This is a genomic window from Pseudomonas sp. BF-RE-25 (assembly GCF_019956105.1).
Lineage (GTDB): Bacteria > Pseudomonadota > Gammaproteobacteria > Pseudomonadales > Pseudomonadaceae > Aquipseudomonas > Aquipseudomonas migulae.
In genome coordinates, this window is record NZ_JAHBDB010000010.1 from 82,569 (window position 1) to 107,287 (window position 24,719).

Here is a 24,719-nt window from a genome sequence, read left to right on the forward strand (position 1 = left end):
AATGTTGCCTGACAGACCGCTATCGCGAGCAAGCTGGCTCCTACAGGGACCGTGTTGCTGGCTTTTTTGTGTATCAAGAAACGCTCGACGAGCTGGATGACATTCGGACTGAAGCAGCCGTTCTGGAGCGCCTGACCGGTTTTGATGAGACCTGCGCAATCGGCCACGACGATATGCGAGGACGGCACGCCAGGAAAGGCTGAAGCATTGTAGGAGCCAGCTTGCTGGCGATGGACTCAAGTGCACCGCGGTGAACCAGTCCGTACGCGTAATCGTTAACGACCATCGCCAGCAAGCTGGCTCCTACAGGTTCTGTGTTTCCCGGTAATCGGTGAAGAACTATAAAAAAGCCCCCGCTACCGTAAGGCAGCGGGGGCTTTTTTGTGGGCGGGATCAGGTCACTCCTGAGCCGCCGTCTCCTTCGCCTGGCGCTTCTCGATCACATCCACCAACCGCTGGGCCAGTTTCGGGTAGTTCTCGTCGAAGTGGTGGCCGCCGGGTAGTTTGATGGCTTCGCCTACGGCGGTCTTGTCGGTGCAGCCGCTTTCGTCGATTTCTTCTTCACCGAAGATGCACACCACTTTCTCCGGCGGCAGCTTGGCCATTTCCGGGCCGGTGGCGGCTTCTTTGCCGGCGTTGCCGAGCCAGCCTTCGACTTCGATTTCGAAGCTGCCGGTGCGGGCGAAGGCCAGCAGGATGATTGCGTCGACGCGTTGCTGTTCCGAGGCTTCCAGGCGGTTGTAGATTGCCGGCAGGACGTCAGCGCCGAACGAGTAGCCCGTCAGGATGAAGCGCTTGGTGCCCCATTTCTGCCGGTAGTGCTGCATCAGTTCAGCGAGGTCCAGGGCGCTTTGCTCCGGGCTCTTGTGCTGCCAGTAGTAGCGCAGGGTGTCGATGCCGACGACCGGGTAGCCGATCTTGGCCATTTCGCCCGCTACGTCGCGGTCGAGGTCGCGCCAGCCGCCGTCGCCGGAAAGGAACAGGGTGACGGTGTCCTTGGCCTGGCCGGCCGGGACTTCAACCACTGGAATCTGCAGGCCGCCAGCGGCTTTGTCACCACCGACGAGGAGCTTGCGCAGTTCGTTGTTCAGCACTTGCGGCAGGTTGATGTCGTAGTCGCTGATGCTGGTTTCGGCGTTGGGTTGGTCGCGCACGAAGCCGGCGCTGGTGTCGTCCGGGTTGTCGTTCCATGCCACCAGCCAGTGACCGTGAGCAGCGCTTTTCGGCAGCAGGTGGGTGCAGCCGGGTTTTTCCAGGGCCAGGTCCACCGACACGGCCTGGGACTTGTCGTCCTTCTGCTCGGACAACCAGCGCCATGCCAGCACGGCGCCAGGGCCGATGCCGCTGACCAGCGTCGCCGGGCCCTTGAGTTCTCTCAGGCCGGATTGCAGGGCGCGGCTTTGCAACAGGCAGTCCTTGGGCAGGATCACCTGAACGATCTGCGCCGAGCCGCTGCGGCTCAGGGTCATCAATTGTTTGTCGCTGAGCTTCTGGTCGTCATTGACCGCCACCAGCACCTGGGCGCGCGGCGTGTTGCCGGGGATGACGCGGGTCATCGCGGCGCCGTCGGCCGGTGTCAGCCGTTCGAGCGTCGGTTCTGGCGCCGGGCGTTTGAGGTACCAGTAACCGCCACCGAGAATCAGGGCCAGCACTACCAGTGTGCCCAGTACGTACCGCAAGGAGCGTTGAATCATCAGCGTTTCACCAATCCAGTCAAGCCGCCCGCAATCAGGGCAGCAGTGTCGGCCAGGGCAACCAGCGGATCGAGTCCGGCGGGCACAGCCATATAACGGGGTTCCCAGTCAGGCTGGAACTTGTCTTTGAAGCGGCGCAAGCCTTGGAAGTTGTACAGCTGCTCACCACGGCGGAAAACCATCGAGCCCAGACGCTGGGTCAGTGGTGCGCCACGACGGGGTTGCAACCCCGACAGCGGCACCATGCCCAGGCTGAAGCGCGCGTATCCATGATTTTTATAATGTTGAATCAGGCCGACCATCATGAATTCCATGGTCAGTTTGGGGGCGTCCGGGTGTGCGCGCATCAGGTCGAGGCTGGCCAGGTCATGGCCGAAAGTCTCGAGCAAATTGGCGAACGCCACCGGGCGCCCTTCGAAACGGATGACAGCGATGCGGAAATGCTTGAGGTAGTCATCACCGAAACGACCGAGGGAGAAGCCTTTCTCGCGCACGTTCTTGCCGGTCAACCAGGCATCGGAAATCACCTTGAGCTCATCCATCGGCGCATGCCCTGGCTCATGGATCTCCAGCGACAGGCCATCACGGGTGCCACGGTTCCAGGTGTAGCGCAGGTCTTTCATCTCTTTGCCCTTGGCTTCGAGATCAAAGCGCTGCAGATCGACCCGGGCTTCTTCGCCGAGCTTGATCGCAGTCAGGCCGATGTCCATGTAGTACGGCAGGTTCTCGGCGCGTACTTGATAGAACACGGGGCGGGCGTGGTGGATGTCACAGAGGTCGCGGAACTGCCAGATCATTTCCGCCCGTTGCTGGGTCGGGCCGATCGGGTCATACAAGGCCACCAGGCTGCGTCCACGGCGGGCGTACATCAGGAACGCTTCGTCGTTAGGGTGAAACAGCAGCGCCTTGTCACCGGTCAGGGCGAGGCCACCGTCCGGTTGTGCGGAAGCCATCAGGATTTTTACCGCGCGGTCCAGTTCGTCTGGCGTGGGCAGGTGGATCACCGGGCGTGCGGTGCGCAGCAGCCAGGTCAGGGACACCACCACCAGCAGCACGGCGGCGCCGAGCAGCGAGCGCAAGCCACGCGGGGCGTCGGCATCAAGGGTGAACTGCCACCAGAGTTGATGGCTGTAGGGAACGTCCTGATAAGCGAACAGCAGCAGCCAGATCGACGCACCGAGTACACAAAGGCTCGACACCAGATACAGCGGCGAAAACGGCAGTTCGGTCAGGCGGCTCGGGCGATAGAACGAGCGCCGGAAAACCCCCAGCAGGCTCGCGGTCAGGGTCATCAGGCAGGCTTCTTCCCAGTCGAAACCCTTGAGCAGCGAGAGCACGGCGCCGACCAGCAAAAGAATGGTGGTCAGCATCCAGGCGGCCGACAGGCGTCGACGCAGGCCTTGGGCCAGCAGCAGGCAAAGTACGCCGACGAGGCTGGCGCCGAAGTGCGAAGCGTCGACCAGTCGATGGGGGATCAGGAAACCAATGTGTTCCAGGCGCGTATCGATTTCCGGGGTCACGCCGGAGAACAGCAGCACCACGCCGGACAGAAACACCAGCACCGCCAGAATCGGCGCGGCCAGGCCGGAGGCTGCACGCAAAGACTGGCGCGTCTGAAACAAACGCTGGCCTTCATTGACCAACAGCAGCAAGCACGCGACCAGCAGCGGCAGCACCACGTAGATCAGGCGATAGAGCAGCAACGCGGCGGCCAGCGGCGCGGCGCCAAGTTTGTCGGCGAAGGCGGCCAGCAGAATCGCCTCGAACACGCCGACTCCACCGGGAACATGGCTGAGCACGCCAGCGGCCAACGCCAGCAGGTACACCAGCAGGAATGCACCGAAGGGCGGAGCTTCCGGCAGCAACAGATACAGCACGGTCGCGGCGGCAGCTACGTCGAGGGCGGTAATGACCAGTTGCAGGAACGTCAGGCGACGGCCAGGAAGGCGCAAGGTGCGACGACCGACCTTGACCAGCAGGTTGTCTGCATAAGGCTGATCTGGCAGGCGCCGGCGATAGATGCCGACGGCCAATACGGTAAACAGCAGCAATACAGCGGCGGCAATCGCACCCAGCAGCATCTGAGAGAGGCCCAGGGCGGCAGAGGCCGCAGGCAGGTTGCTGAGCGTGGCGAGGGCGGCCAGCGGGGGCAGGGCGCAGCCGAGCGAGAGGCTGGCGAACAGCGTCATGTGCGCGACATCGGAAGCCCCCAGGCCATGACGCGCATATAAACGGTAGCGAACCGAGCCTCCCGAGAGCATCGACAGGCCAATGGCATTACCGATGGCAAATGCCGTGAACCCGCCCAGGGCAAGAAGCCGCGGCGCCAGGGTCACGCCGGCATAGCGGCTGGCCGACCATTCGTAGCCAAGCAAGATGATGAAGCCGACCACAGTGGCGGCCAATGCGCCGAGCAGTGCCGGTTTCGGTACATCGAGAATGGAGTCGTGCAGAGCGTAAAGATCGAGTTCGCTCAACAGGTGGCGACAGGCAATCAGCGCGATAGCGAACAACAGCAGGGTGACCGCCAGGCCAATGGGCTGACGGTACTTGCTGACCAGATCAAGCAAGCGCAGACGCTCGGCCTTGATCGGTTGTGTCGCTGTGACGGTGTCTTGTGAATCAGACGAGTTGGCGCGCATCAATCACCTCTTGGATTGTGCGCGACAGGATGGGGGTATCCAGCCAAGTTACCAATCCCTGTAGAAAAAAATAATCACAAATATTAACGCCTCTCGCCGATCAGCGGCGATGGCATGGCATCCGTCGTAGGGGGTTCGGTCTGCGATTCAGCATAGTCTGAACTCAGAACTCAGGTGACCCCGAACGCTTCCCTACACAGTGACAGGTCATTGTTGCGAAAGGACTTTTTCAACAGATACAAAAAAGGCCACTCTTTCGAGTAGCCTTTTTTGATGTTTGGTTGCGGGAGCCGGATTTGAACCGACGACCTTCGGGTTATGAGCCCGACGAGCTACCAGACTGCTCCATCCCGCGTCTGTGTGGCGGCATTCTATAGAGATACGCTGGTGTGTCAACCGTTAATCCGGCGCAGGGTCAAATAAGCGTAAATAAGCGGCGAACGGTCGCAGGGGAGCGTTAAGTTTCGGAATCAGAACGATTTCTCCGTGCTGTCAAAAAACAAATTTCTCACGGAATGTTGGGGGACGCACCGATGCGCATTACCTGTAGGAGCCGGCTTGCTGGCGATGGACTCGAGTGCGCCGCGTTGATTCAGGCAGCACGCGTTATCGTTAACGACCATCGTCGGAGCGCCGCCCGCAGACAAGCCGGCTCCTACAGGAAAGCGTGCATGAATTGAAATCGAATCGCATGGCAAAACACGCGCGCACAAAAAAGGCCACTCTTTCGAGTAGCCTTTTTTGATGTTTGGTTGCGGGAGCCGGATTTGAACCGACGACCTTCGGGTTATGAGCCCGACGAGCTACCAGACTGCTCCATCCCGCGTCTGTGTGTCGGCATTCTACAGAGGAACGCCGGGCTGTCAACCTTCAATCCAGATAAAACCTGTTCTGGTTCAATCGCTTAGCTCTGATAGAGGGCGGTGTGATCGGCTGTGAGTCAGGCCTGGCAAGGCTTTCAGCTCTATCGCATGGGCGCTTTCGATTGAGAAAATAAATTCATCTGTAACTTTTCCTACCATTGGGTAAGAACATTCAGACTACTGGTGCTATATACAGGTGTCGGTGAGATACTGCAGATCCGGCACGCCTTGACTCCAATTCTACGCCATGAACACCGCTTTTATATGAGCCAGCGAAAAATCATCCACGTCGATTGTGACTGCTTCTACGCAGCCATCGAGATGCGCGCCGACCCGCGCCTCGCCGGAAAACCCCTGGCGGTGGGTGGTTCGGCGGATCGGCGCGGGGTGATTGCCACCTGTAACTATGAAGCGCGGGCGTATGGCGTGCGTTCCGCGATGTCGTCGGGGCACGCCTTGAAGTTGTGCCCTGACCTGACCATCGTCAAGCCGCGCATGGACGCCTACCGGGAAGCCTCGAAGGAAATTCATACGATCTTTCGCGATTACACCGACCTGATCGAACCGCTTTCCCTCGATGAGGCTTACCTCGACGTGTCGGACAGTGCGCACTTCGGCGGCAGCGCCACGCGAATTGCCCAGGACATCCGTCGTCGGGTGTCCAATCAGCTGCACATCACCGTTTCCGCCGGCGTGGCGCCGAACAAATTCCTGGCCAAAATTGCCAGCGACTGGAAGAAGCCCAATGGCTTGTTTGTCATTACGCCGGATCAGGTCGAGGATTTCGTAAGCGGTTTGCCCGTCAGCAAGCTCCATGGCGTTGGCAAAGTGACTGCCGACAAACTGGGCAGGCTCGGCATTGTCGATTGTTCGCATTTGCGCGAATGGGACAAGTTGGCGCTGGTGCGTGAATTCGGCAGTTTTGGCGAGCGATTGTGGAGTCTGGCCCGTGGGATCGATGATCGGTTGGTGCACAACGACAGTCGGCGGCAATCGATCAGTGTTGAAAACACCTATGACGTGGATCTGCCGGATCTGGTGAGCTGTCTGGATAAATTGCCCGAGTTGCTGGAAACCCTGGCGGGCCGCATGGCGCGAATCGACAACAGCTATCGGCCGGGCAAACCGTTCGTCAAAGTGAAATTCCATGATTTTACCCAGACCACGCTGGAGCAGGCCGGGGCAGGGCGGGATCTGGGGAGTTATCAGTTGCTGCTGACCCAGGCGTTCAATCGCGGCGGGAAACCGGTGCGGTTGTTGGGGATCGGGGTGCGGCTGGAGGATTTGCGCGGAGGGTTTGAGCAGATGGAGTTGTTTGAGCGGTAGTTTAGCGGTGAATGTGATGGCCTCTTCGCGGGCAAGCCTCGCTCCTACAGGGACTATGCGAGACCTGTAGGAGCGAGGCTTGCCCGCGAAGCTTTTAGTTCGGTCCCGGATCCGCGACGAGCCGCCCGGCATCCTTGGTCAGCGACTTGAGGAATTCGGTCTGCAACTCAGGATCGTTACGCGTCAGCTCAATCAAACTCTGTTCAAGCTCACTGGCTTCTTCTTCCAGACCCAGCTCCGACAGACGCTTGACCCGGTGAACCCACTGGCTCACTTCGTCGTCTTCAAGGTCGTCGTAAATCAGCCCGTGGGCTTCGAGCAATTTGCCGCGCAACGAGCTGCTGACCGCCAGGGTCGAGTCCGTGTGCACATCGTCCTGACTATCTTCGACCTTGATCAGCAGTCGACTCAGGTGATTGATGTCATGTTCAGCGAACGGGCTGTCCAGCAGGTTCAGGCGCAACACACCGTTTTTGTCGGTGCTCAGCTCGAAGGTTTCCTTGCCGGCCTTGACCTCCACCGGGCGCTCGCTCCAGGGCAGGCTCGAGTATTCGGTGCGCTTGTCGAGCTGGACTTCGTCGATGCCGGCGAGGTTCTGCTGCGCACGACCGTGGGACGGCGCGTTCATGAACGGGTTGAGCCCGGCGAGACCGTAGCTGAACCAGTCCTTGGTCACGCTATCCGGCAGGTTGCCGAGGGCGAACACGTTGACCACGTTCGCGCCGACACCGGCCACCACGGCCACCGCGCCCAGCGGGATCTCGTAGACCTCCCGCCAGGGTTGGTAAGGCGTGTAGCGATCGTAATGACGGGTGACTTCGAACTCGGTGACTTCGAAGGTCTTCTGCTCGTGGATCTTCACCCGACGTTGCGGCAGCTCAAGCACCTTGGGCTCACCGACATCGATCTGCAGGCTGTGATCGAGCAATTTGCGCTCGACACGAGCCTCGTGCTCGCTGCGTTGCGACATGTGATTGGCGCAGCCGCTGACCAGCAGGGTGCCGCACAGGGCGGCACCACCGAGGCCTAAGGTGTTTCGCTTGAACATGACTTCTCTATCTGGTGTCAGCGGCGGATACGGGCCTGGAGGAAGGACAGCACGTCAGCGACCGGCAGCGCTTGCGCCTCGGGCTCGGTGCGGCTCTTGTATTCCAGATTGCCTTCGGCGAGGCCGCGGTCACTGACCACGATCCGGTGAGGAATGCCGATCAGCTCCATGTCCGCGAACTTGATGCCCGGGCTGGTTTTCTTGTCGCGATCGTCCAGCAGCACTTCGAAGCCGGCCGCAGTCAACTCGGCGTACAGCTTGTCGGTCGCTTCGCGAACCTGTTCGGTTTCGTAGCGCAGCGGCACCAGCGCGATCTGGAATGGAGCCAGTGTGTCGCTCCAGATGATCCCGTTGGCGTCGTTGTTCTGCTCGATGGCCGCAGCCACCACGCGGGAAACGCCGATGCCGTAGCAACCCATTTCCAGGGTGACCGGCTTGCCGTTCTCGCCCAGCACTTCGCACTTCATCGCTTTGCTGTACTTGTTGCCCAGCTGGAAGATGTGCCCGACTTCGATGCCGCGCTTGATTTCCAGGGTGCCTTTGCCGTCCGGGCTCGGATCACCGGCCACGACGTTACGCAGGTCGGCAACGGTAGGAACCGGCAGGTCACGCTCCCAGTTCACGCCGAAGTAGTGCTTGTCGTCGATGTTCGCACCGATACCGAAGTCGCTCATCAGCTCGACGGAACGGTCGATGATGATCGGCAGCGGCAGGTTCAACGGGCCCAGGGAGCCGGCACCGGCGCCAATGGCGTCGCGCAGTTCGCTTTCGGACGCCATGACCAGCGGGCTGGCAACGCCAGGCTGGTTGGCGGCCTTGATTTCGTTCAGCTCGTGGTCGCCACGGATGATCAGGGCAATCAGCTTGCCTTTCTCTTCAGCGTGAACCACGAGGGTCTTGATGGTCTTTTCAATCGGCAGATTGAATTTTTCCACCAGCGCGGCGATGGTCTTGGTATCCGGCGTGTCGACCAGGCGCATCTCTTCAGCCGGCGCGGCGCGGGAGGTTTCGCGCGGTACCGCTTCGGCTTTCTCGATGTTCGCGGCGTAGTCGGAACCGTTGCTGAAGACGATATCGTCTTCGCCGGATTCGGCCAGCACGTGGAATTCGTGGGAGCCAGCGCCGCCGATGGAGCCGTTATCGGCTTCAACCGGGCGGAACTTCAGGCCCAGGCGGGTGAATACGTTGCAGTACGCCTGGTGCATGCGGTCGTAGGTGACCTGCAGCGAAGCCTGGTCAGCGTGGAACGAATAGGCGTCCTTCATGATGAATTCGCGGCCGCGCATCAAACCGAAGCGTGGGCGGATTTCGTCACGGAATTTGGTCTGGATCTGATACAGGTTGATCGGCAGCTGCTTGTAGCTGCTCAACTCGTTGCGCATCAGGTCGGTGATCACTTCTTCGTGGGTCGGGCCGGCGCAGAAGTCGCGACCGTGGCGATCCTTGAAGCGCAGCAATTCAGGGCCGTATTCTTCCCAGCGACCGGATTCCTGCCACAGTTCAGCCGGTTGTGTACTCGGCATCAACACTTCAAGAGAGCCTGCGGCGTTCATTTCTTCACGAACGATGGCTTCGACCTTGCGCATCACTCGCAAGCCCATCGGCAGCCAGGTGTACAGGCCCGAGGCGAGTTTGCGGATCATGCCGGCGCGCAGCATCAGCTGATGGCTGATGACGACCGCGTCGGAAGGCGTTTCTTTCTGTGTGGCGAGCAAAAATTGACTGGTGCGCATGGTTGGCCGTTGTCGGTTGCTGATGACGAGAAATGACGGAGCATTGTACGGGCGAGATCTGCTGGCGTACAGGCGCGCGGTCGGTGGTGTGGCAGGAGGGCGGGAATCTCCACGCCCTTTGCGATGCTTCCTACGATTCTTCTGCGACCTGGGCTGGAACCGGTTCAGGCTTTGGGGTCGGGCCTTCGCGGCGGCTCTCCTGGAACCAGTGCAAGGCGATCAACACCAGCGTCGGAACGCCCAGCAACGCGGTGATCAGGAAGAAATCATGGTAACCGAACTTTTCCACCATGACCCCGGAATAGCCACCGATCAGGCGCGGCAGCAGGAGCATGATCGAGCTGAGCAGGGCGTATTGGGTGGCGGAGAACTTGAGGTTGGTCAGGCTCGACAGGTAGGCGACGAACGCGGAGGTCGCCAGTCCCGAGCTGAAGTTGTCCAGGGAAATGGTCAGGATCAGCATGTTCAGGTTGGCGCCCATGTCGGCGAGCATCAGGAACAGCAAATTGGTGCCCGCTGACGCCACGCCGCCGATGAACAGGATCGGCAGGATGCCGAAACGCACGATCAGCAGGCCGCCCATGCCGGCGCCGACCAGCGTCATGATCAGGCCGAAGATTTTGCTGACGCTGGCAATCTGATCCTTGGTGAAGCCCTGGTCGATATAGAACACGTTGGCCATCACGCCCATCACCGTATCCGACATCCGATACGTGGCGATCAGCCCGAGCAGCAGCAGCGCTTGCCAGCGGTAACGCAGAATGAAGTCGTTGACCGGTGTCAGCACCGGCGCCAGGCCACGACGGCCCATGGCCGACAGGCACATCGCAGTCAGCGAGGTGTAGAGGATCGCTCGCAGGAATGCACGGTCCTGGAGCAGCAGGTCGAGCAGGCTGACGCCGTCAAACAGCACGCTGGCGAAGTCGGTGTTGTAGAGCTGGGTGAACATGGCCGGCACGGAAACCAGCAGCACGATCAGTACGAACACCGAAGCCAGTTGATGCACGAAACTGTAGCGCCCGGCCTGCAGTTGCGTGCGCAACGGCACCGGCGGTTCGCGCATGAAGAAAGAGGTCAGCAACGCCGGAACCATCAGGGCGCCGAACAGCAGGTAAGTGCCGGCCCATGCCGAATGCTTGTAGTTGAAACCGGTGGAGCCAAAGCCTTCGGCGAAGAACAGGGCGCCGGCGGTGGCCAGCAGTGCCGCGATCCGATAGCCGGACATGTAGCTGGCGGCCAGGGCAGCCTGGCGGCTGTCTTCGGCGATTTCCAGGCGATAGGCGTCGACCGCGATGTCTTGCGTCGCCGAGGCGAAGGCCACGACTACGGCGATGGCGATCAGCCAGGACAGGTGTTTTTGCGGGTCGCAGAAACCCATCCCGATCAAGCCGAGGATTACCAGTGCCTGGGAAAGTACCAACCACGAGCGACGGCGACCGAGCTTGCCGAGAAATGGCAGGCGCCATTGGTCCAGCAACGGTGACCAGACCCATTTAAAGGCGTAGGCCAGACCGATCAGGCTTGCATAGCCAATGGTTTCGCGAGCCACACCGGCTTCACGCAACCAGACTGACAGTGTCGAAAACACCAGCATGTAGGGCAGGCCGGCGGCGAAACCAAGCAACAACAGCACAAGTGTCGATGGGCTGGCATAGGCGGCGAGCGCGGCGCGCCAGGTTTTACGGGGCATGGGCTGAAGTCTGCCTCAAGATTACGGAAACAAAGCGCGCACTCTAACCGCTGTGCTCTACCGGGCGCCAGCCATGGCGCTGAATATCAACACGATTGTTCAGGACACTGACGCCTTCGGAGCGCAATCGTGCGCGTTGCTCGTCCCCTGAAGGACTGCCCACGGGCAGGCTGATCCGACCGCCGGCGCCGAGTACCCGGTGCCAGGGCAGTTTGGTGTCGCCAGGCAACTGGCTGAGCGTACGACCGACCCAGCGCGCGGCGCGACCCAGTCCTGCGAGTTCGGCAAGTTGACCATAACTCACGACTTTGCCCTCGGGCACCTGCGCCAGAGTGAGGTACAGCGCCGTGCGTCGGATTTGCGCAGGGCTTTCGGTTTCTGCATCGGCGTCGGTCACATCCGGGATCCCTTTAGGAGCCAGCCAGCTCGCGATGGTCGTTAACGATAACGCGAGCTGTCTGGGAAAACGCGTCGATCCTGAGTTTATCGCGAGCAGGCTCGTACCTACAGTGGCTGACCGTCTGTAGGGTAAATCCTCGATCAGTAATTGAGAAATGAACTCAATAGAGATGGGCGGGTCAGTCCTTGTTAGGGCCTTATTCCTATGGATAATGCCGACTTTTTTCGCAAACTTGAGCCTGTCTTTGCTTATGGTGTCCAGAACCCTGTTGTGCCTCGCTGTCCTGAGTGCTTCCACGCCCTTGCTCGCCGATACCGTGTGGTTAAAGAACGGTGACAAGCTGAGTGGCAAGATCACTCTGTTTGACGGCGGCAAGCTGGTGATCCAGACCGAATACGCCGGTTCGGTTCCGATCGACTGGAAGCAGGTCAAAACCCTGGAGAGCGATCAGGAGTTGCTGGTCAAGCAGGATGCCTACAGCGGTGAGAAGGCCAAGTCGCTGCACGCGGCAGACGACGGCAAAGTCACGCTGGAAAACGGCGAGGCACCGAAGACCGTCGAGCTGGCGAGTATCCAGCAGATACTCAAGCCCAAGCCGGTGGTCGAAGATCTGGTCTGGAAAGGCAATATCGATGCGGCGCTGGATTACCAGCGGGCGGAAAAGGACACCGACGACTACGACATCGACTTCAAGACCACTGCGCGTCATGGCAGATGGCGGCATATCGCCGAAGGCGAGTACAACCGTGAATTCCAGGATGACGTGGTCACCACCGACAACTGGCGGGGCGAGTACTCGCTCGACCGCTTCCTGACCGAGAAGTGGTTCTGGCAGGGCCGCGCGGTTTATAAGCGCGACAAGGTTGAAGAGCTCTCCCGTCAGCGCACCGTCGGTACCGGTCCGGGTTACCAATTTTGGGATGACGAGCTAGGCGCATTCTCGCTGGGTTCGCTGGTCAACCATACGGACTACCAGTTCTCCGACGGCAGCAAGGACAACTTCTATTCCCTGGCGATGAAGTGGGATTACAACCGCTACCTGATCGGCAAGAAGGTGGAGTTCTTCACCAATGGCGAAGTGGGCAAGCCGTTGTCGGGTGTGGCGGATTATGCGCTCGATGCCGAAATGGGCTTGCGCTACAAAGTGACCGAGTGGGCGTCGCTTAATCTGAAGGCCGAGCGAGACATCATCAGCGGTACAGACGATGCCGATCTGGACAAGACCCGCTACACCGCAGGGTTTGGTGTGGCCTGGTAAAACCATTCGCGGGCAAGCCTCGCTCCTACAGGTTTTGCGTCGATCGCGATTTCCGATACCGACGCAAAACCTGTAGGAGCGAGGCTTGCCCGCGAAGGCGTCAGTACTGTCCATAGCGTTTGGATCACTACAAAACATTCGCCCACAAAAAAGCCCCGCTTTTAAGGGCGGGGCTTTTTACTAAAGCAAGTACAAGTTAGATAACTTGAACTTCTTCAGCTTGCATGCCTTTCTGACCGCGGGTAGCGATGAAAGAAACCTGTTGGCCTTCTTTCAGGCTTTTGAAGCCGTCGGATTGGATAGCTTTGAAGTGAACGAACAGGTCGTCACCGGATTGTGGAGTGATGAAGCCGAAGCCTTTTTCATCGTTGAACCACTTAACGGTACCAGTTTGGCGATTAGACATGGTGTAACTCCTTGAACAAAGATAACTGCGACTCAGGAAGAACCCTGGCCGAGACTGAGTGCAAAGAGCAGGAAAAATTCTTGTAGATGGTTGGATCGAAATTCAACATATCGTGTAGAGATTCTCAGTGACACAAGCAGCACAGTGGCGCCACCTTAACCCTTTTTCCGGAACGTGCCAATGCTTCCTGCGAAGGTTTCTCTGTTTTCGTGACTGACGGTGCATTGTATTGCCGTCGAGGTCCGGAATTTAAGGGGGATCGCCAAGAATTGTGCCCCGGACTTTGAACCGGCGGCGCGCCCCGGTAAGATGCCGGACAGATTTTTTCCACCTCGCTATTCAGGACACCCGCCATGAGCATCAAATCGGACAAGTGGATTCGCCGCATGGCGCAAGAGCAGGGCATGATCGAACCGTTCGTCGAGCGCCAGGTGCGCGGCAGCGACGATAGCCGAGTGATCTCCTACGGCGTGTCGAGTTACGGCTACGACGTTCGCTGCACTAATCACTTCAAAGTGTTCACCAACATCAATTCGGCCATCGTCGACCCGAAAAACTTCGATGCCGGCAGCTTCGTCGATATCCACAGCGACGTCTGCATCATCCCGCCGAACTCTTTCGCCCTGGCCAGCACCGTCGAATACTTCCGTATTCCGCGCAACGTATTGACCATTTGCCTGGGCAAAAGCACCTATGCCCGCTGCGGCATCATCGTCAACGTCACCCCGCTTGAGCCTGAGTGGGAGGGTCACGTGACCCTGGAATTCTCGAACACCACCAACCTGCCGGCGAAGATCTACGCCAACGAAGGCGTGGCGCAGATGCTGTTCCTTGAGTCCGACGAAGAGTGCGAAGTGTCCTACAAGGACCGTGGCGGCAAGTATCAGGGCCAACGCGGCGTGACGCTGCCACGCACCTGAGTCAACCGTCTGACAAGCCGTGGGAATTCCTGGGCGAGCGTACACTCTATGGGGTGTACTGCTCCGATCTGCGCAAGGCGGATCGGGCCATCGCTCAGGAGTGCTATATGAAGATCGACCCGCGTATAAGTGCCGAACTGGCAAGGCTTGAGCCCAATCAGGTTGGCGTTTTGGCCTGGTCGTTGCTGGCACATCCGCCCATCAGCATGGCGGGGGGCATCCCCGGCCAGCCTGATCCCGATACCCCCAACGAACAACCGACCGAACCCGGTGAGCCGACCCTGCCGGATGAGCCGCCTCCCGCGCCGGTTGTGTGATCAACCACGCGAATGAATGGCTTGTATTTGTAGGAGCGAAGCTTGCTCGCGAAGACGGTGGGTCAGCCGACATCTTTCTCTCCTGACCCACCGCTTTCGCGAGCAAGCTTCACTCCTACAAGGGCTGCGTGTTACTTGAGGTTGCCGCTGAGGAACTGCTTCAGCCGTTCACTCTTCGGATTGCCCAGCACGTCTTCCGGCGCGCCTTCTTCCTCGACCAGGCCCTGGTGCAGAAACAGCACCTGACTCGACACTTTGCGGGCGAAGCTCATTTCGTGGGTCACCATGATCATGGTCCGGCCTTCTTCGGCGAGGCCCTGGATCACTCGGAGCACTTCACCCACCAGCTCCGGGTCGAGCGCCGATGTCGGTTCGTCGAAAAGCATGACTTCCGGCTCCATGGCCAATGCGCGGGCAATGGCGACCCGCTGTTGCTGGCCCCCGGAAAGAAACGCCGGGTACTGGTCGGCCACGCGTGCGGCCAGGCCAACCTTGTCGAGGTAACGACGTGCGCGGTCCTCGGCTTCCTGCTTGCTGCAACCCAACACCCGGCGCGGAGCCATGGTGATGTTTTCCAGCACAGTCATGTGGCTCCACAGGTTGAAGTGCTGGAACACCATGGCCAGGCGGGTGCGGATCCGTTGCAGTTCATCGGCGTCGGCCACGTGCATGCCGTGGCGATCCTTGATCATGCGGATGTTCTGGCCGTCCAGGCTCATGGCGCCGTCGTTGGGCTGTTCGAGAAAGTTGATGCAGCGCAGAAAGGTACTTTTGCCCGAGCCGCTGGCGCCGATCAGGCTGATGACGTCGCCGGTGTTGGCCTTGAGTGAAACGCCTTTGAGCACATGATGATCGCCATAGCTTTTATGCAGGCCTTCGATGGTCAGTTTGTACATGGGGCATGCATCCTCAAGGCGAAAGTAGGTAGCCGCTGCGATAGGCTTCGGTGCCCGCGACGTGGGCGATCACCATGCCGGCAGTGGCCATGCGCCGTAGCGAGCGGGCGTACATCAGCCCGGCGACAGTGCAGTGAACGGGGGTGACGAGATCGTTGATCGGGTCGACGATTTCGGCGATCAGTTGCCCGGCCTCCAGGTATTCCCCCGGCAGCGCGGTGAACACCAGCAAACCGCCCACGGGCGTGGCCACCGGTTCGACGGCCGCCAGCGGCGTGGCGGGATACGGCAGTTCCGGCAGTGGCGCCGGTTCGCCGGCAATCGCGCCGAAGTGAATCAGGTAATCGATCAACGCCTGGCAGTCGAGGCTGGCCAACGGGTGATTGACGTCGCCCTGGCCACGCAATTCGACGGTGACCGAGAAGCTGCCGAGCGGAATGTCGAAGTGTTCGCCGAAGCGCTCTTTCAACTGCCACCAGAGCAGGGTGAAACATTCGTCGAACGACTGGCCGCCGGAATCGGTGGCCAGCAGACTCGCTTCGGCACCGATGTAGCGGGCCAGCGGCTCGACCTGTGGCCAAGCCTCGGGCGTGGTGTAGAGGTGCGCGACCGCTTCGAAATCGCAATGCAGGTCCAGCACCATGTCTGCGTCACAGGCCAGTCGTTGCAGGATCAGGCGCTGGGATTGCAGTTGAGTGCTGGCAGTCTGTCGCGCCAGAGCCTGGCGCAGGCTGCTGCGGATCAGTTCGAGGTTGCGTTGCGGATCGTCGCCGAGCTGGCCTTCGATCTCATTGCCAACCTCCTCGCTCAAATCGACGAACCAGCGGTTGAAGTTCTGCCCGCTTTCGAGCTCGTAGCGGCCCAGCGGTACATCCATCAGCACTTGTTCGAGACCGACCGGGTTGGCAATCGGCACCAGCACGATTTCGCTGCGCAGGTGGCCGGCGGCTTCCAGCTCGGCCAGGCGTTGTTTGAGGTGCCAGGCGACCAGCATGCCGGGCATTTCATCGGCGTGCAGGGACGCCTGGATGTAGATTTTGCCCTGGGCCGACGTCGGGCCGAAGTGGAAGCTGTGAATCTGTCGTGCGGTCCCCGGCAGCGGGGCCAGCAAGTCATGTATCTGGTGGCGCATGTGCGAAAAGTCCTAGTGGGTCGGCCCGAGGAAGGCCAGCCATCGGCGTTCGGCGAGGCGGAACAGGCCGACCAGCGCAAAGGTGACGGTCAGGTAGATCAGCGCGGCGATGCCGAACGACTGGAAGGTCAGGAAGGTCGCCGAGTTGGCGTCCCGCGCGACTTTCAGGATGTCCGGGATGGTCGCGGTGAACGCCACGGTGGTCGAGTGCAGCATCAGGATCACTTCGTTGCTGTAATAAGGCAGCGAGCGACGCAGGGCTGACGGCATGATCACGTAGGCATACAGCTTCCAGCCGGTCAGGCCGTAGGCTTTGGCCGCTTCGACTTCACCGTGGGCCATGCTGCGAATTGCCCCGGCGAAAATCTCCGTGGTGTAGGCGCAAGTGTTCAGGGCGAAGGCGAGGATGGTGCAGTTCATCGCGTCGCGAAAGAACGCATCGAGTATCGGCTGCTCTCGCACGGCGGCCAGGCTGTAGATGCCGGTGTAGCAAATCAGCAGCTGGATATACAGCGGCGTCCCGCGAAACAGGTAGGTGTAGAACTGCACCGGCCAGCGAATGTAGAAGTGCGGCGACACCCGGGCGATGGACAGCGGGATCGACACCAGGAAACCGATGAAGATCGACGCACTGAGCAGCCACAGGGTCATGGCCAGGCCGGTGATGTTGTAGCCGTCGGTGTAAAGGAAGGGTTTCCAGTATTCCTGCAGGAGTTCGATCATCGTACGGCCTCCCGGGAGCCAGCAGCGTAGCGGCGTTCAAGCCAGCGCAGGATGACGTTGGAGGCGCTGGTGATCAGCAGGTAAATCAGCGCAGCCAGCACCAGGAAGTAGAACAGTTGATAACTGCTTTTGCCGGCGTCCTGGGCAGCCTTGACCAGGTCGGCGAGGCCGATGATCGACACCAGCGCGGTAGCCTTGAGCATCACCATCCAGTTGTTACCGATACCCGGCAGGGCGAAACGCATCATCTGCGGGAACACCACGATCCAGAACCGCTGGCCACGTTTGAGGCCATAGGCGGTGGCCGCTTCGACCTGGCCCCGTGGCACCGCGAGAATCGCGCCACGAAAGGTCTCGGTGAAGTACGCGCCATAAATGAAGCCCAGGGTGATGACCCCGGCGCTGAACGGGTTGATCTCGATGTATTCCCATTCCATGAAATCGGTGAACGACGTCAACCAGGTTTGCAGGCTGTAGAAAATCAGCAGCATCAGCACCAGGTCCGGCACGCCGCGAATCAGCGTGGTGTAGACCTGCGCCGGGACGCGCACGAGTTTGACTTTTGACAGTTTGGCACTGGCGCCGAGCAGGCCGAGCAACACGGCCACCAGCAGCGACAACGCCGATAATTTGATTGTCATCCAGGTGCCTTCCATCAGCAACGGACCGAAGCCCTTGAGGCTGAAGGCTGAGAGCCCCAGATTTTGTAATAGGTTTTCGAACATAAATCAGCAACCTGATCGGATGAAAAAAGCGCCCATCGCGAGATGGGCGCCGGGCATTATTTGCCGCTGTACAGATTCAGATCGCCAAAGTGTTTCTTCTGAATGGTGGCGTAGGTGCCATCATCGTGTAACGCTTTGATACCTTTATCCAAAAGTGCCTTGAGGTCTTTGTTACCTTTAGAGATACCGATAGCTGTTTTGGCTGGCAGCAATTCGCTGTCAACCGGCTTGCTGACTTCGTAGCCTTCGCCCTTTGGCGACTTCAAAAAGCCCAGTTCGGCTTGCAACATGTCCTGGATCGCGGCATCGAGGCGGCCGGACATCAGGTCCGAATACACCTGATCCTGGTTCTGATAGGCCTGGGTTTTCACGCCAGCCTTGTCCAGCACGGCCTTGGCATAGGCTTCCTGGATGGTGCCTTGCTCGTAGCCTACGGTCTTGCCTTTCAGGGACGCGACGTCTTCGGTCAGGCCGGAACCTTTCTTGAACACATAGGCGGTTGGGCCGGAGAACAGCTCGCTGGAGAAGTCGATGACTTTTTCGCGGGCCGGGGTGACGGTCATCGAAGAGATCACACCGTCGAATTTGTTGGCCTTCAGGCCCGGAATCATGCCGTCGAAATCGCTTTCGACCCATTTGCACTTGACCTTCAGCTCGGCACAGATGGCATTGCCCAGATCGATATCAAAGCCCACCAGGCTACCGTCGGCCGCTTTCGACTCGAACGGTGCGTAGGAAGGGTCAACGCCAAAACGCAGTTCTTTATATTCCTTGGCCAGCGCGGAGCCGGCAGCCATGCACAACGCCAGTGCAGAAAGGGTCAGCAATGCTTTTTTCATTATTCAATCCCTAAGAACCAATATGAGCGCTTGTGGCGCAGAATTATTGTTACTGGAAAGCGTAAGACCTATTGAAAGTAGCAATTTCCGAACCAGAGTCCCGAACAAGCGTTTTAAAAGGTGATTCAAGAAATGGCTGGACGGGATTTATGCACGAAAACGGGCGCCGGGAAATAGCTGCACCGTCATTGAGCGCACGATCCTGCTTTTTGTAGGAGCTGGCTTGCCAGCGAAGAATTTGAAAGCACCGCGTTTCTTCAGAGAGAACGCGTCATCGTTAACGTCCATCGCCAGCAAGCTGGCTCCTACAGAGGGCTGCGTTCAGCCGAGTAAATTCTGCAGGGTGGCGAGATTGTCAGCCTCGTCAACGCTCTTGTCTTTGCGCCACCGCAACATCCGCGGAAACCGCACCGCAATCCCGCTCTTGTGACGCTTGGACAAGGCGATCCCCTCAAACCCCAATTCAAACACCAGGCTCGGTTTTACGCTGCTCACCGGACCGAATGTCTCCACCGTAGTCTTGCGCACGATGCTGGCGACCTGGCGCATTTCCTCGTCGGTGAGCCCTGAATACGCCTTGGCGAATGGCACCAGCGTGCGCTCGCTGGCGCCGGGCGGACTGTCCCACACCGCGAACGTGTAATCGCTGTACAGACTGGCTCGGCGACCATGGCCGCGTTGTGCGTAAATCAACACGGCGTCGATGCTGAACGGGTCGACTTTCCACTTCCACCAGACGCCCATGTCCTTGGTCCGGCCGACGCCATACAGCGCATCCCGGGCCTTGAGCATCATGCCTTCGACGCCGAGGCGGCGGGAGGCTTCGCGTTGGCGGGCGAGGTCGAGCCAGTCTTTGCCGGTCAACACCGGGGAGGGCAGTAACACCGGGTTATTGCACTGGGTGATGACCTGTTCCAGTTGGGTGCGCCGCCGGGTTTGAGGCTGGTTGCGCCAGTCTGCGCCTTGCCATTCCAGCAAGTCGAAGGCCAGCACGACAACCGGCACATCATCGAGGATTTTCTTGCCCAGGGTCTTGCGGCCGATCCGCTGTTGCAGCAGGGCGAACGGTTGCACCGCCGGTGGGTTCGGCGCCAGTGGATCGAAGGCATCTTCGGTGCTCGGTGGTGCGGTTTTCCACGCAACGATCTCGCCGTCGATCACCGTGCCGTCCGGCAAGCCGTGAACCAGGCTGTCAAATTCGGGAAAGCGCTCGGTGACCAATTCTTCGCCGCGCGACCAGATCCACAGTCGTCCATCGCGCTTGACCACTTGGGCGCGGATGCCGTCCCACTTCCATTCCACCTGCCAGTTGCTGGCGGGACCGAGCAGGGTTTCGAATTGCTCCACCGGTTGCGACAACGCGTGGGCGAGAAAAAACGGATACGGCTGGCCGCCCCGTTGTGAGTGTTCGTCGGCCGACTCGGCAGCGATCAGTTTCAGGTAACTCGCTGCGCTGGGACGGCTGGACAGGTCTGTGTAACCCACCAGTCGCTGAGCCACGCGTTTGCTGTCGAGCCGCGCCATCGCTGCCAAGGCGCGGGTTACCAGCAACTTGGAGACGCCGACGCGAAAACTGCCGGTGATCAGTTTGATGCAGAGCATCAGGCCGGGACGGTCCAGTTGCGACCAGAGTTCGGGCAATCGCTGGGCGAGCACGTCGGGAGGTTCGCCGCGCAAGGGCAGCAGTTTGTCTTCGATCCATACCGCCAAACCGTCGGTGGAACTGTGGGGCGCTTCGGGCAGCACCAGCGAGATGGTTTCCGCCAGATCGCCCACCGCCTGATAACTCTCTTCGAACAACCACGGCGACAGGCCGGAATACGCCTCGGCGAGTTCACGCAGGATGCGCACCGGCACCAGTTGTCGAGGTCGCCCGCCGGACAAAAAGTACACCGCCCATGCGGCGTCTTCCGGGGCGGCCTGAGCGAAGTAATGTTGCATCGCCGCCAGTTTGGCGTTGCTGGACGTTGTCGCGTCGAGCTCGGCGTACAACCGGGCAAAGGCCTTCACGGCAGCACCTCGGCGCTTTGCGGTTCGGTGTCGGTGATGTCTTCCTCGTCGTCGCCGTACTCGGTGGTGAATTCCTGGGCGTCGAAACCTTGCTCGCGCAAATGGCGCACCAGGACCGCGACCGAACCGTGGGTGACCATCACGCGCTCGGCACCGGTCTGTTCGATTGCCCAGAGCAGGCCTGGCCAGTCGGCGTGGTCCGACAGCACAAAACCCCGGTCCACTCCCCGTCGCCGACGCGTGCCACGCAAGCGCATCCAGCCACTGGCGAAGCCATCGCTGTAATCGCCGAAGCGCCGCATCCAGGTGCTGCCGCCCGCCGAGGGCGGGGCCAGGACCAGCGCCTTGCGCATCATCGGGTCGCTCTTTTTCACCTCGCCAGCGTGGATCGTTGGTGGCAGGTAAACGCCGCTTTCTCGATACACCCGGTTGAGCGGTTCGACGGCGCCGTGCACCAGAATAGGGCCGAGGCGCGCGTCGATACCGTGGAGAATCCGCTGCGCCTTGCCGAAGGAATAGCAGAACAGCACGCTGGTCTTGTCTTCGGCGGCATTGGCTTGCCACCACTGATTGATCTCGGCAAACACCTGCGCCTGAGGCGGCCAGCGATAGATTGGCAGGCCGAAGGTCGATTCGGTGATGAAGGTGTGGCAGCGCACCGGCTCGAATGGCGCACAGGTGCCGTCGGGTTCGATTTTGTAATCCCCGGAGGCGACCCAGACTTCGCCACCATATTCCAGGCGCACCTGCGCCGAACCGAGTACATGGCCGGCGGGGTGGAAACTCAGGGTGACGCCGTGATGCAGCAACCGCTCGCCATAGGCCAGGGTTTGCAGATTGATGTCCTGGCCCAGTCGCGCGCGCAGGATGCCTTCGCCGGGCGCGGCTGCCAGATAATGCTGGTTGCCGCCTCGGGCATGATCGCCGTGGGCGTGAGTGATGACCGAACGTTCGACTGGCCGCCACGGGTCGATATAGAAATCCCCGGCGGGGCAGTACAAACCTTCGGGACGCGCGATAACAAGATCCATGTTGTTACCAAAATGGAGGGACTTGTTAGCTATGAGGTTTGGGCGAGGTCAGAAGTTCTATCGAAACTTCACAGTAAATAACGTCCCTGTAGGAGCTGGCTTGCCAGCGATGGACTCACATGCACCGCGTTTAACCGGGCAGTGCGCGTAATCGTTAACGACCATCGCTGGCAAGCCAGCTCCTACAGGGGGAATTGCGTTATTTGCCGGGTGTCAGCGTCAACCGCTTGGTCCCGTAGACCTTGTCGAAGTTTTGCGGCTGCATCGGCAGACTCACGTATTGCCCCTTCAACCACGGATCAACGCTGTCGAGGTAATTCGGACTCGCCGGGTTACCCGACTGGCCGGTACCGTTCTGGCCCATCAACGGTTCGGCCTGGCCGAAATCGACGATGAAGCGCATGGCCGGTGCCAGCGTGGTGTTGAAGTCCTGGCCCCAGGCGAACGCCGCCGTGTTCAACGTGGTGTGATCGCCGCCGGCCGCGAGCGGACCGCGCACGGTCTGGCCACTGGCGTTCTTCCATTCATAGCGGTGCAGTTTGCCCCACTGCCAGGCTTTGTGATCGCCGCCCAACTGACTGTCGCCTGCGGTGATGGCCGCCGCGAGGCTGCGGGCGAGAATCGCCGGTTTGTCTTCTTTCTGCGGCGTGCGTGCGTCATCCCAGAACGGGCTGTCTTCACGACCCAACAGATGATCGGCCTGCGCCGCGTAGGACAACTTGCCGTTGGCGATAAAGGCTTTCCACGCCGGGCTGCTTTCCGGGCCCAGTTCATCGAGGAAGGTTTGCTTGGCGCTTTCCTGCAGGAACAGCTCGTAAATCGCTGCATCGGCGGAGGTCGCGGCGAGTTTGCCGTCGAATGCCATCAGGCGGGTAAGCGCTTCGTGCGCCTTGCCGCGATCGGCTACCGGCAGGGCTTCAATGGCCTGCTTGAGCGGCTGGGCCATGCCCGGCGCTGCAAACATCTTTTTCAGTTTGGCGGCGAACGTGGTGGTCTGATCGTATTGCATGGCGATCACACTGCGCGTGTCGTGTTTGCCCACGCCGGCCAGTTCAGCCATGCGTTCGCCACGCTCCGGTGCCGACCACGAATTGGACAGCTGCATGCCATAACCATGGGGAATGACCCGCTGGTTGGCGGTGCCGAGCCAACCTTGCGCCGGGTCTTGATCGTATGGGTGCAGCATCGCGTCGGCGTAACCGTCCCAGTCATAACGACCTTCCCAGCCCGGCGATGGCAGCAGGCCTTCGCCTTCGCGACGGTTCGGGTAACGACCGGTGACTTGCCAGCCAATATTGCTGGCGTCGGCAAAGACCAGGTTCAGCGTGATCGCACGGATTTCACGGCTGGCGTCCGAGGCTTTCTCCACGGTTTGTGCGCGAGACAGGTCGAAAAACGCGTCCAGGGATTTGTCATCGGTGAAGTTCGGTGTCTGCAACGCCAGGCCCAAACCGTTGGCCAGCGCCGTGCCTTTGGCGCTGTTGAGCAGCGGCCCGTGGCGCGTTTCGTACACCGCTTCGCGAATCGGCCGCTGGCCTTTGACGAAATAGGTTTCGTTGCGAACGATAACCGGCTGCCATTTGCCGCCGACTTCGTAGGAGAGACCGTTGCCCTGGCGTTGGATTTTTTCCAGGAACAGGTCCTGGTTGTCGCCCATGACCGAGGTCATGCTCCACGCCACTTTGCCGTTGAAACCGCCCAGCACCATCGGCAAACCGGCGATGGTCACGCCGGACGCCTGGTATTTCGGCGCACGAATCTGCACGTAACTGAACAGCGACGGCACGCCCAGCGGCCCATGGCTGTCGCTGGCCAGCAGGCTTTTGCCGCTGCGGCTGCGTTGCGGGGCAATCGCCCAGTTGTTCGATGACGTGGCGCCCAGCAGATTCAGATCGGACAGTTGGCCGGTTGCTTTGCTGATTTCGGCGAGGCCTGGAATCGCCCCGTTGAGCTTGAGACCCTGAAGTTTTTCGGCTTCGGCCACCGGCAGTTTTTCGTCGGGGGCGGACGGTGTCAGCCATGGGAGTTTGTCGGTGGTGACCGATTGGGCCAGTACCAGCGAGGAAACTTCCTCGGGCAGGTTCGCCGATTGGCTGAAGTTCAGCAGGCAGAAAATCAGCGCCGAATCTTCCGGTTTCCAGTATTCGGGCTTGTAGCCGGTGGCGGTGAGGTCGGCCGGCAACTTGTCGCGGTAGCGGAACAGGTAGGCGTTGACCCCGCGCGCATAGACTTCGAAGAAGCGTTTGAGGCGCGGCGAAGAGGCCTTGTACAACTCGCCGGCGCTTTTCTTCAGGTTGACGGCGCGCATGTAGCGGTCGGCGTCCAGCAGGTCCGAACCGGACATCTCCGACAACCGGCCTTCGGCCAGCAGGCGCAGGGTGACCATCTGCGTGATGCGGTCGCTCGCGTGTACATAGCCGAGGGTGAACAGCGCGTCGTGGAAGCTGCTGCTTTCGATCAACGGCACGCCCATGGCGTTGCGACGCACCGAAACGTTTTGCGCCAGACCTTTGAGCGGCTGCACGCCGGTGGTGGGCGGGAGCGTGTCTTGGGCGTTCCAGGTCTGACAACCGGACAGGCTCAAAACACCGGCCACTGCTGCGGCAACGCCGAACCGGGGAAGAAAATGTGTGAGGGCTGGCGAGGCCATGGCAAAGCTCCTGCGGGGGGGTAGCGTCAGTAAAGGCGCTACGTTAGAGAGCAGGAGGTGGGCGCGCAAGCAGGGTAGGGGGTTATTTCAGGATTTGTCGGATAAACCGTGATGGTTGGGGGGAATGCTGTTGTTTTTTGGTTTGGAGTACATATCCATTTTGGGGGGGACGGCGGCTATTGGTTTCGCTTTTACAGCGAGTCACTTTCGAAAAGCGCGAAAGTAACCAAAGCGCTCTTGCCCCTTTCGTTCGGTGCCTCGCTGTGGCTCGGCATGCCCTCGCTCCGATCCTGCTCCGTGGGCCCGCCGCCATCGGCCATCCATGGCCGGGGGCGGCTAACCCGGCATCCATGCCGGGTTGCCCACTGCGCAGAACCTGCGCCCGGCCTCTCGAGGGGGCGACTACCGCCACAGCC

General features: G+C 60.2%; 19 protein-coding genes and 2 tRNA genes. 4 read left to right on the forward strand and 17 right to left on the reverse strand.

The genetic code is table 11. The annotated features are described in order from the left end of the window. Positions 1-398: 398 nt before the first annotated feature. From KGB24_RS05605 to KGB24_RS05620, 4 genes are all read right to left on the reverse strand, one after another. Positions 399-1,694 (reverse strand): virulence factor family protein, encoded by a 1,296-nt coding sequence (locus KGB24_RS05605; protein WP_008030041.1) that lies wholly within the window; start codon positions 1,692-1,694, stop codon positions 399-401. Then, positions 1,694-4,336, reverse strand: coding sequence for a bifunctional lysylphosphatidylglycerol flippase/synthetase MprF (gene mprF / locus KGB24_RS05610; protein ID WP_192228525.1), 2,643 nt, complete (start codon positions 4,334-4,336; stop codon positions 1,694-1,696). Before mprF ends, KGB24_RS05605 begins: the two co-directional genes overlap by 1 nt. A 278-nt stretch (positions 4,337-4,614) precedes the next feature. Beyond that, positions 4,615-4,691, reverse strand: a tRNA-Met gene (locus KGB24_RS05615). Between the two features lie 394 nt (positions 4,692-5,085). After that, positions 5,086-5,162: transfer RNA gene (locus tag KGB24_RS05620), tRNA-Met, on the reverse strand. A gap of 301 nt (positions 5,163-5,463) precedes the next feature. Between KGB24_RS05620 and dinB the strand changes: the two genes are divergently transcribed. Continuing rightward, positions 5,464-6,525, forward strand: coding sequence for a DNA polymerase IV (dinB, locus tag KGB24_RS05625; protein WP_223474747.1), 1,062 nt, complete (start codon positions 5,464-5,466; stop codon positions 6,523-6,525). A 94-nt stretch (positions 6,526-6,619) separates the two neighbouring features. On the opposite strand, the gene KGB24_RS05630 is transcribed toward dinB, so the two are convergent. The 4 genes from KGB24_RS05630 to KGB24_RS05645 form a co-directional block, all read right to left on the reverse strand. Then, positions 6,620-7,573, reverse strand: a complete 954-nt coding sequence (locus KGB24_RS05630; RefSeq protein WP_223416039.1) for a hypothetical protein — start codon at positions 7,571-7,573, stop codon at positions 6,620-6,622. 17 nt (positions 7,574-7,590) lie between these two features. Next, positions 7,591-9,306, reverse strand: coding sequence for a proline--tRNA ligase (locus tag KGB24_RS05635; protein ID WP_008030050.1), 1,716 nt, complete (start codon positions 9,304-9,306; stop codon positions 7,591-7,593). A gap of 130 nt (positions 9,307-9,436) precedes the next feature. Beyond that, entirely contained in the window at positions 9,437-10,996 is a 1,560-nt protein-coding gene (locus KGB24_RS05640; protein ID WP_008030052.1) for an AmpG family muropeptide MFS transporter, read from the reverse strand. 43 nt (positions 10,997-11,039) lie between these two features. After that, positions 11,040-11,393, reverse strand: a complete 354-nt coding sequence (locus tag KGB24_RS05645) for an MGMT family protein (protein ID WP_008030054.1) — start codon at positions 11,391-11,393, stop codon at positions 11,040-11,042. A 253-nt stretch (positions 11,394-11,646) separates the two neighbouring features. On the opposite strand from KGB24_RS05645, the gene KGB24_RS05650 reads away from it, so the two are divergent. Beyond that, the gene (locus tag KGB24_RS05650; protein ID WP_223416050.1) at positions 11,647-12,654 is read left to right on the forward strand and encodes a DUF481 domain-containing protein; all 1,008 of its coding nucleotides are present in this window, start codon (positions 11,647-11,649) and stop codon (positions 12,652-12,654) included. Positions 12,655-12,850: 196 nt separating this feature from the next. Here the strand turns inward: KGB24_RS05650 and KGB24_RS05655 are convergent, their stop codons facing one another. Continuing rightward, positions 12,851-13,060, reverse strand: coding sequence for a cold-shock protein (locus KGB24_RS05655; RefSeq protein WP_002554837.1), 210 nt, complete (start codon positions 13,058-13,060; stop codon positions 12,851-12,853). A gap of 353 nt (positions 13,061-13,413) precedes the next feature. Between KGB24_RS05655 and dcd the strand changes: the two genes are divergently transcribed. Next, positions 13,414-13,980 (forward strand): dCTP deaminase, encoded by a 567-nt coding sequence (gene dcd / locus KGB24_RS05660; RefSeq protein ID WP_008030058.1) that lies wholly within the window; start codon positions 13,414-13,416, stop codon positions 13,978-13,980. A gap of 107 nt (positions 13,981-14,087) precedes the next feature. Next, positions 14,088-14,297 (forward strand): hypothetical protein, encoded by a 210-nt coding sequence (locus KGB24_RS05665; RefSeq protein WP_084321795.1) that lies wholly within the window; start codon positions 14,088-14,090, stop codon positions 14,295-14,297. 131 nt (positions 14,298-14,428) lie between these two features. Here the strand turns inward: KGB24_RS05665 and KGB24_RS05670 are convergent, their stop codons facing one another. The 8 genes from KGB24_RS05670 to KGB24_RS05705 all read right to left on the reverse strand — a co-directional run bounded on the left by KGB24_RS05670 (position 14,429) and on the right by KGB24_RS05705 (position 24,303). Beyond that, on the reverse strand, positions 14,429-15,193 hold the full coding sequence (locus KGB24_RS05670) for an ABC transporter ATP-binding protein (protein WP_008030062.1): 765 nt from the start codon (positions 15,191-15,193) through the stop codon (positions 14,429-14,431). Positions 15,194-15,206: 13 nt separating this feature from the next. Next, positions 15,207-16,325 (reverse strand): succinylglutamate desuccinylase/aspartoacylase family protein, encoded by a 1,119-nt coding sequence (locus KGB24_RS05675; protein ID WP_223416040.1) that lies wholly within the window; start codon positions 16,323-16,325, stop codon positions 15,207-15,209. Positions 16,326-16,337: 12 nt separating this feature from the next. Beyond that, on the reverse strand, positions 16,338-17,048 hold the full coding sequence (locus KGB24_RS05680) for an ABC transporter permease (protein WP_008030066.1): 711 nt from the start codon (positions 17,046-17,048) through the stop codon (positions 16,338-16,340). Next, positions 17,045-17,773 (reverse strand): ABC transporter permease, encoded by a 729-nt coding sequence (locus KGB24_RS05685; protein WP_008030068.1) that lies wholly within the window; start codon positions 17,771-17,773, stop codon positions 17,045-17,047. The genes KGB24_RS05680 and KGB24_RS05685 overlap by 4 nt, the downstream gene beginning before the upstream one ends. Positions 17,774-17,829: 56 nt before the next feature. Beyond that, complete coding sequence (locus KGB24_RS05690) at positions 17,830-18,612, reverse strand: transporter substrate-binding domain-containing protein (protein WP_008030070.1); 783 nt, start codon at positions 18,610-18,612, stop codon at positions 17,830-17,832. Between the two features lie 321 nt (positions 18,613-18,933). Then, the gene (locus KGB24_RS05695) at positions 18,934-20,622 is read right to left on the reverse strand and encodes an ATP-dependent DNA ligase (protein WP_223416041.1); all 1,689 of its coding nucleotides are present in this window, start codon (positions 20,620-20,622) and stop codon (positions 18,934-18,936) included. Next, positions 20,619-21,653, reverse strand: a complete 1,035-nt coding sequence (locus KGB24_RS05700; RefSeq protein ID WP_008030073.1) for a ligase-associated DNA damage response exonuclease — start codon at positions 21,651-21,653, stop codon at positions 20,619-20,621. The genes KGB24_RS05695 and KGB24_RS05700 overlap by 4 nt, the downstream gene beginning before the upstream one ends. 199 nt (positions 21,654-21,852) lie before the next feature. After that, entirely contained in the window at positions 21,853-24,303 is a 2,451-nt protein-coding gene (locus KGB24_RS05705) for a penicillin acylase family protein (protein WP_223416042.1), read from the reverse strand. Positions 24,304-24,719 lie beyond the last annotated feature (416 nt).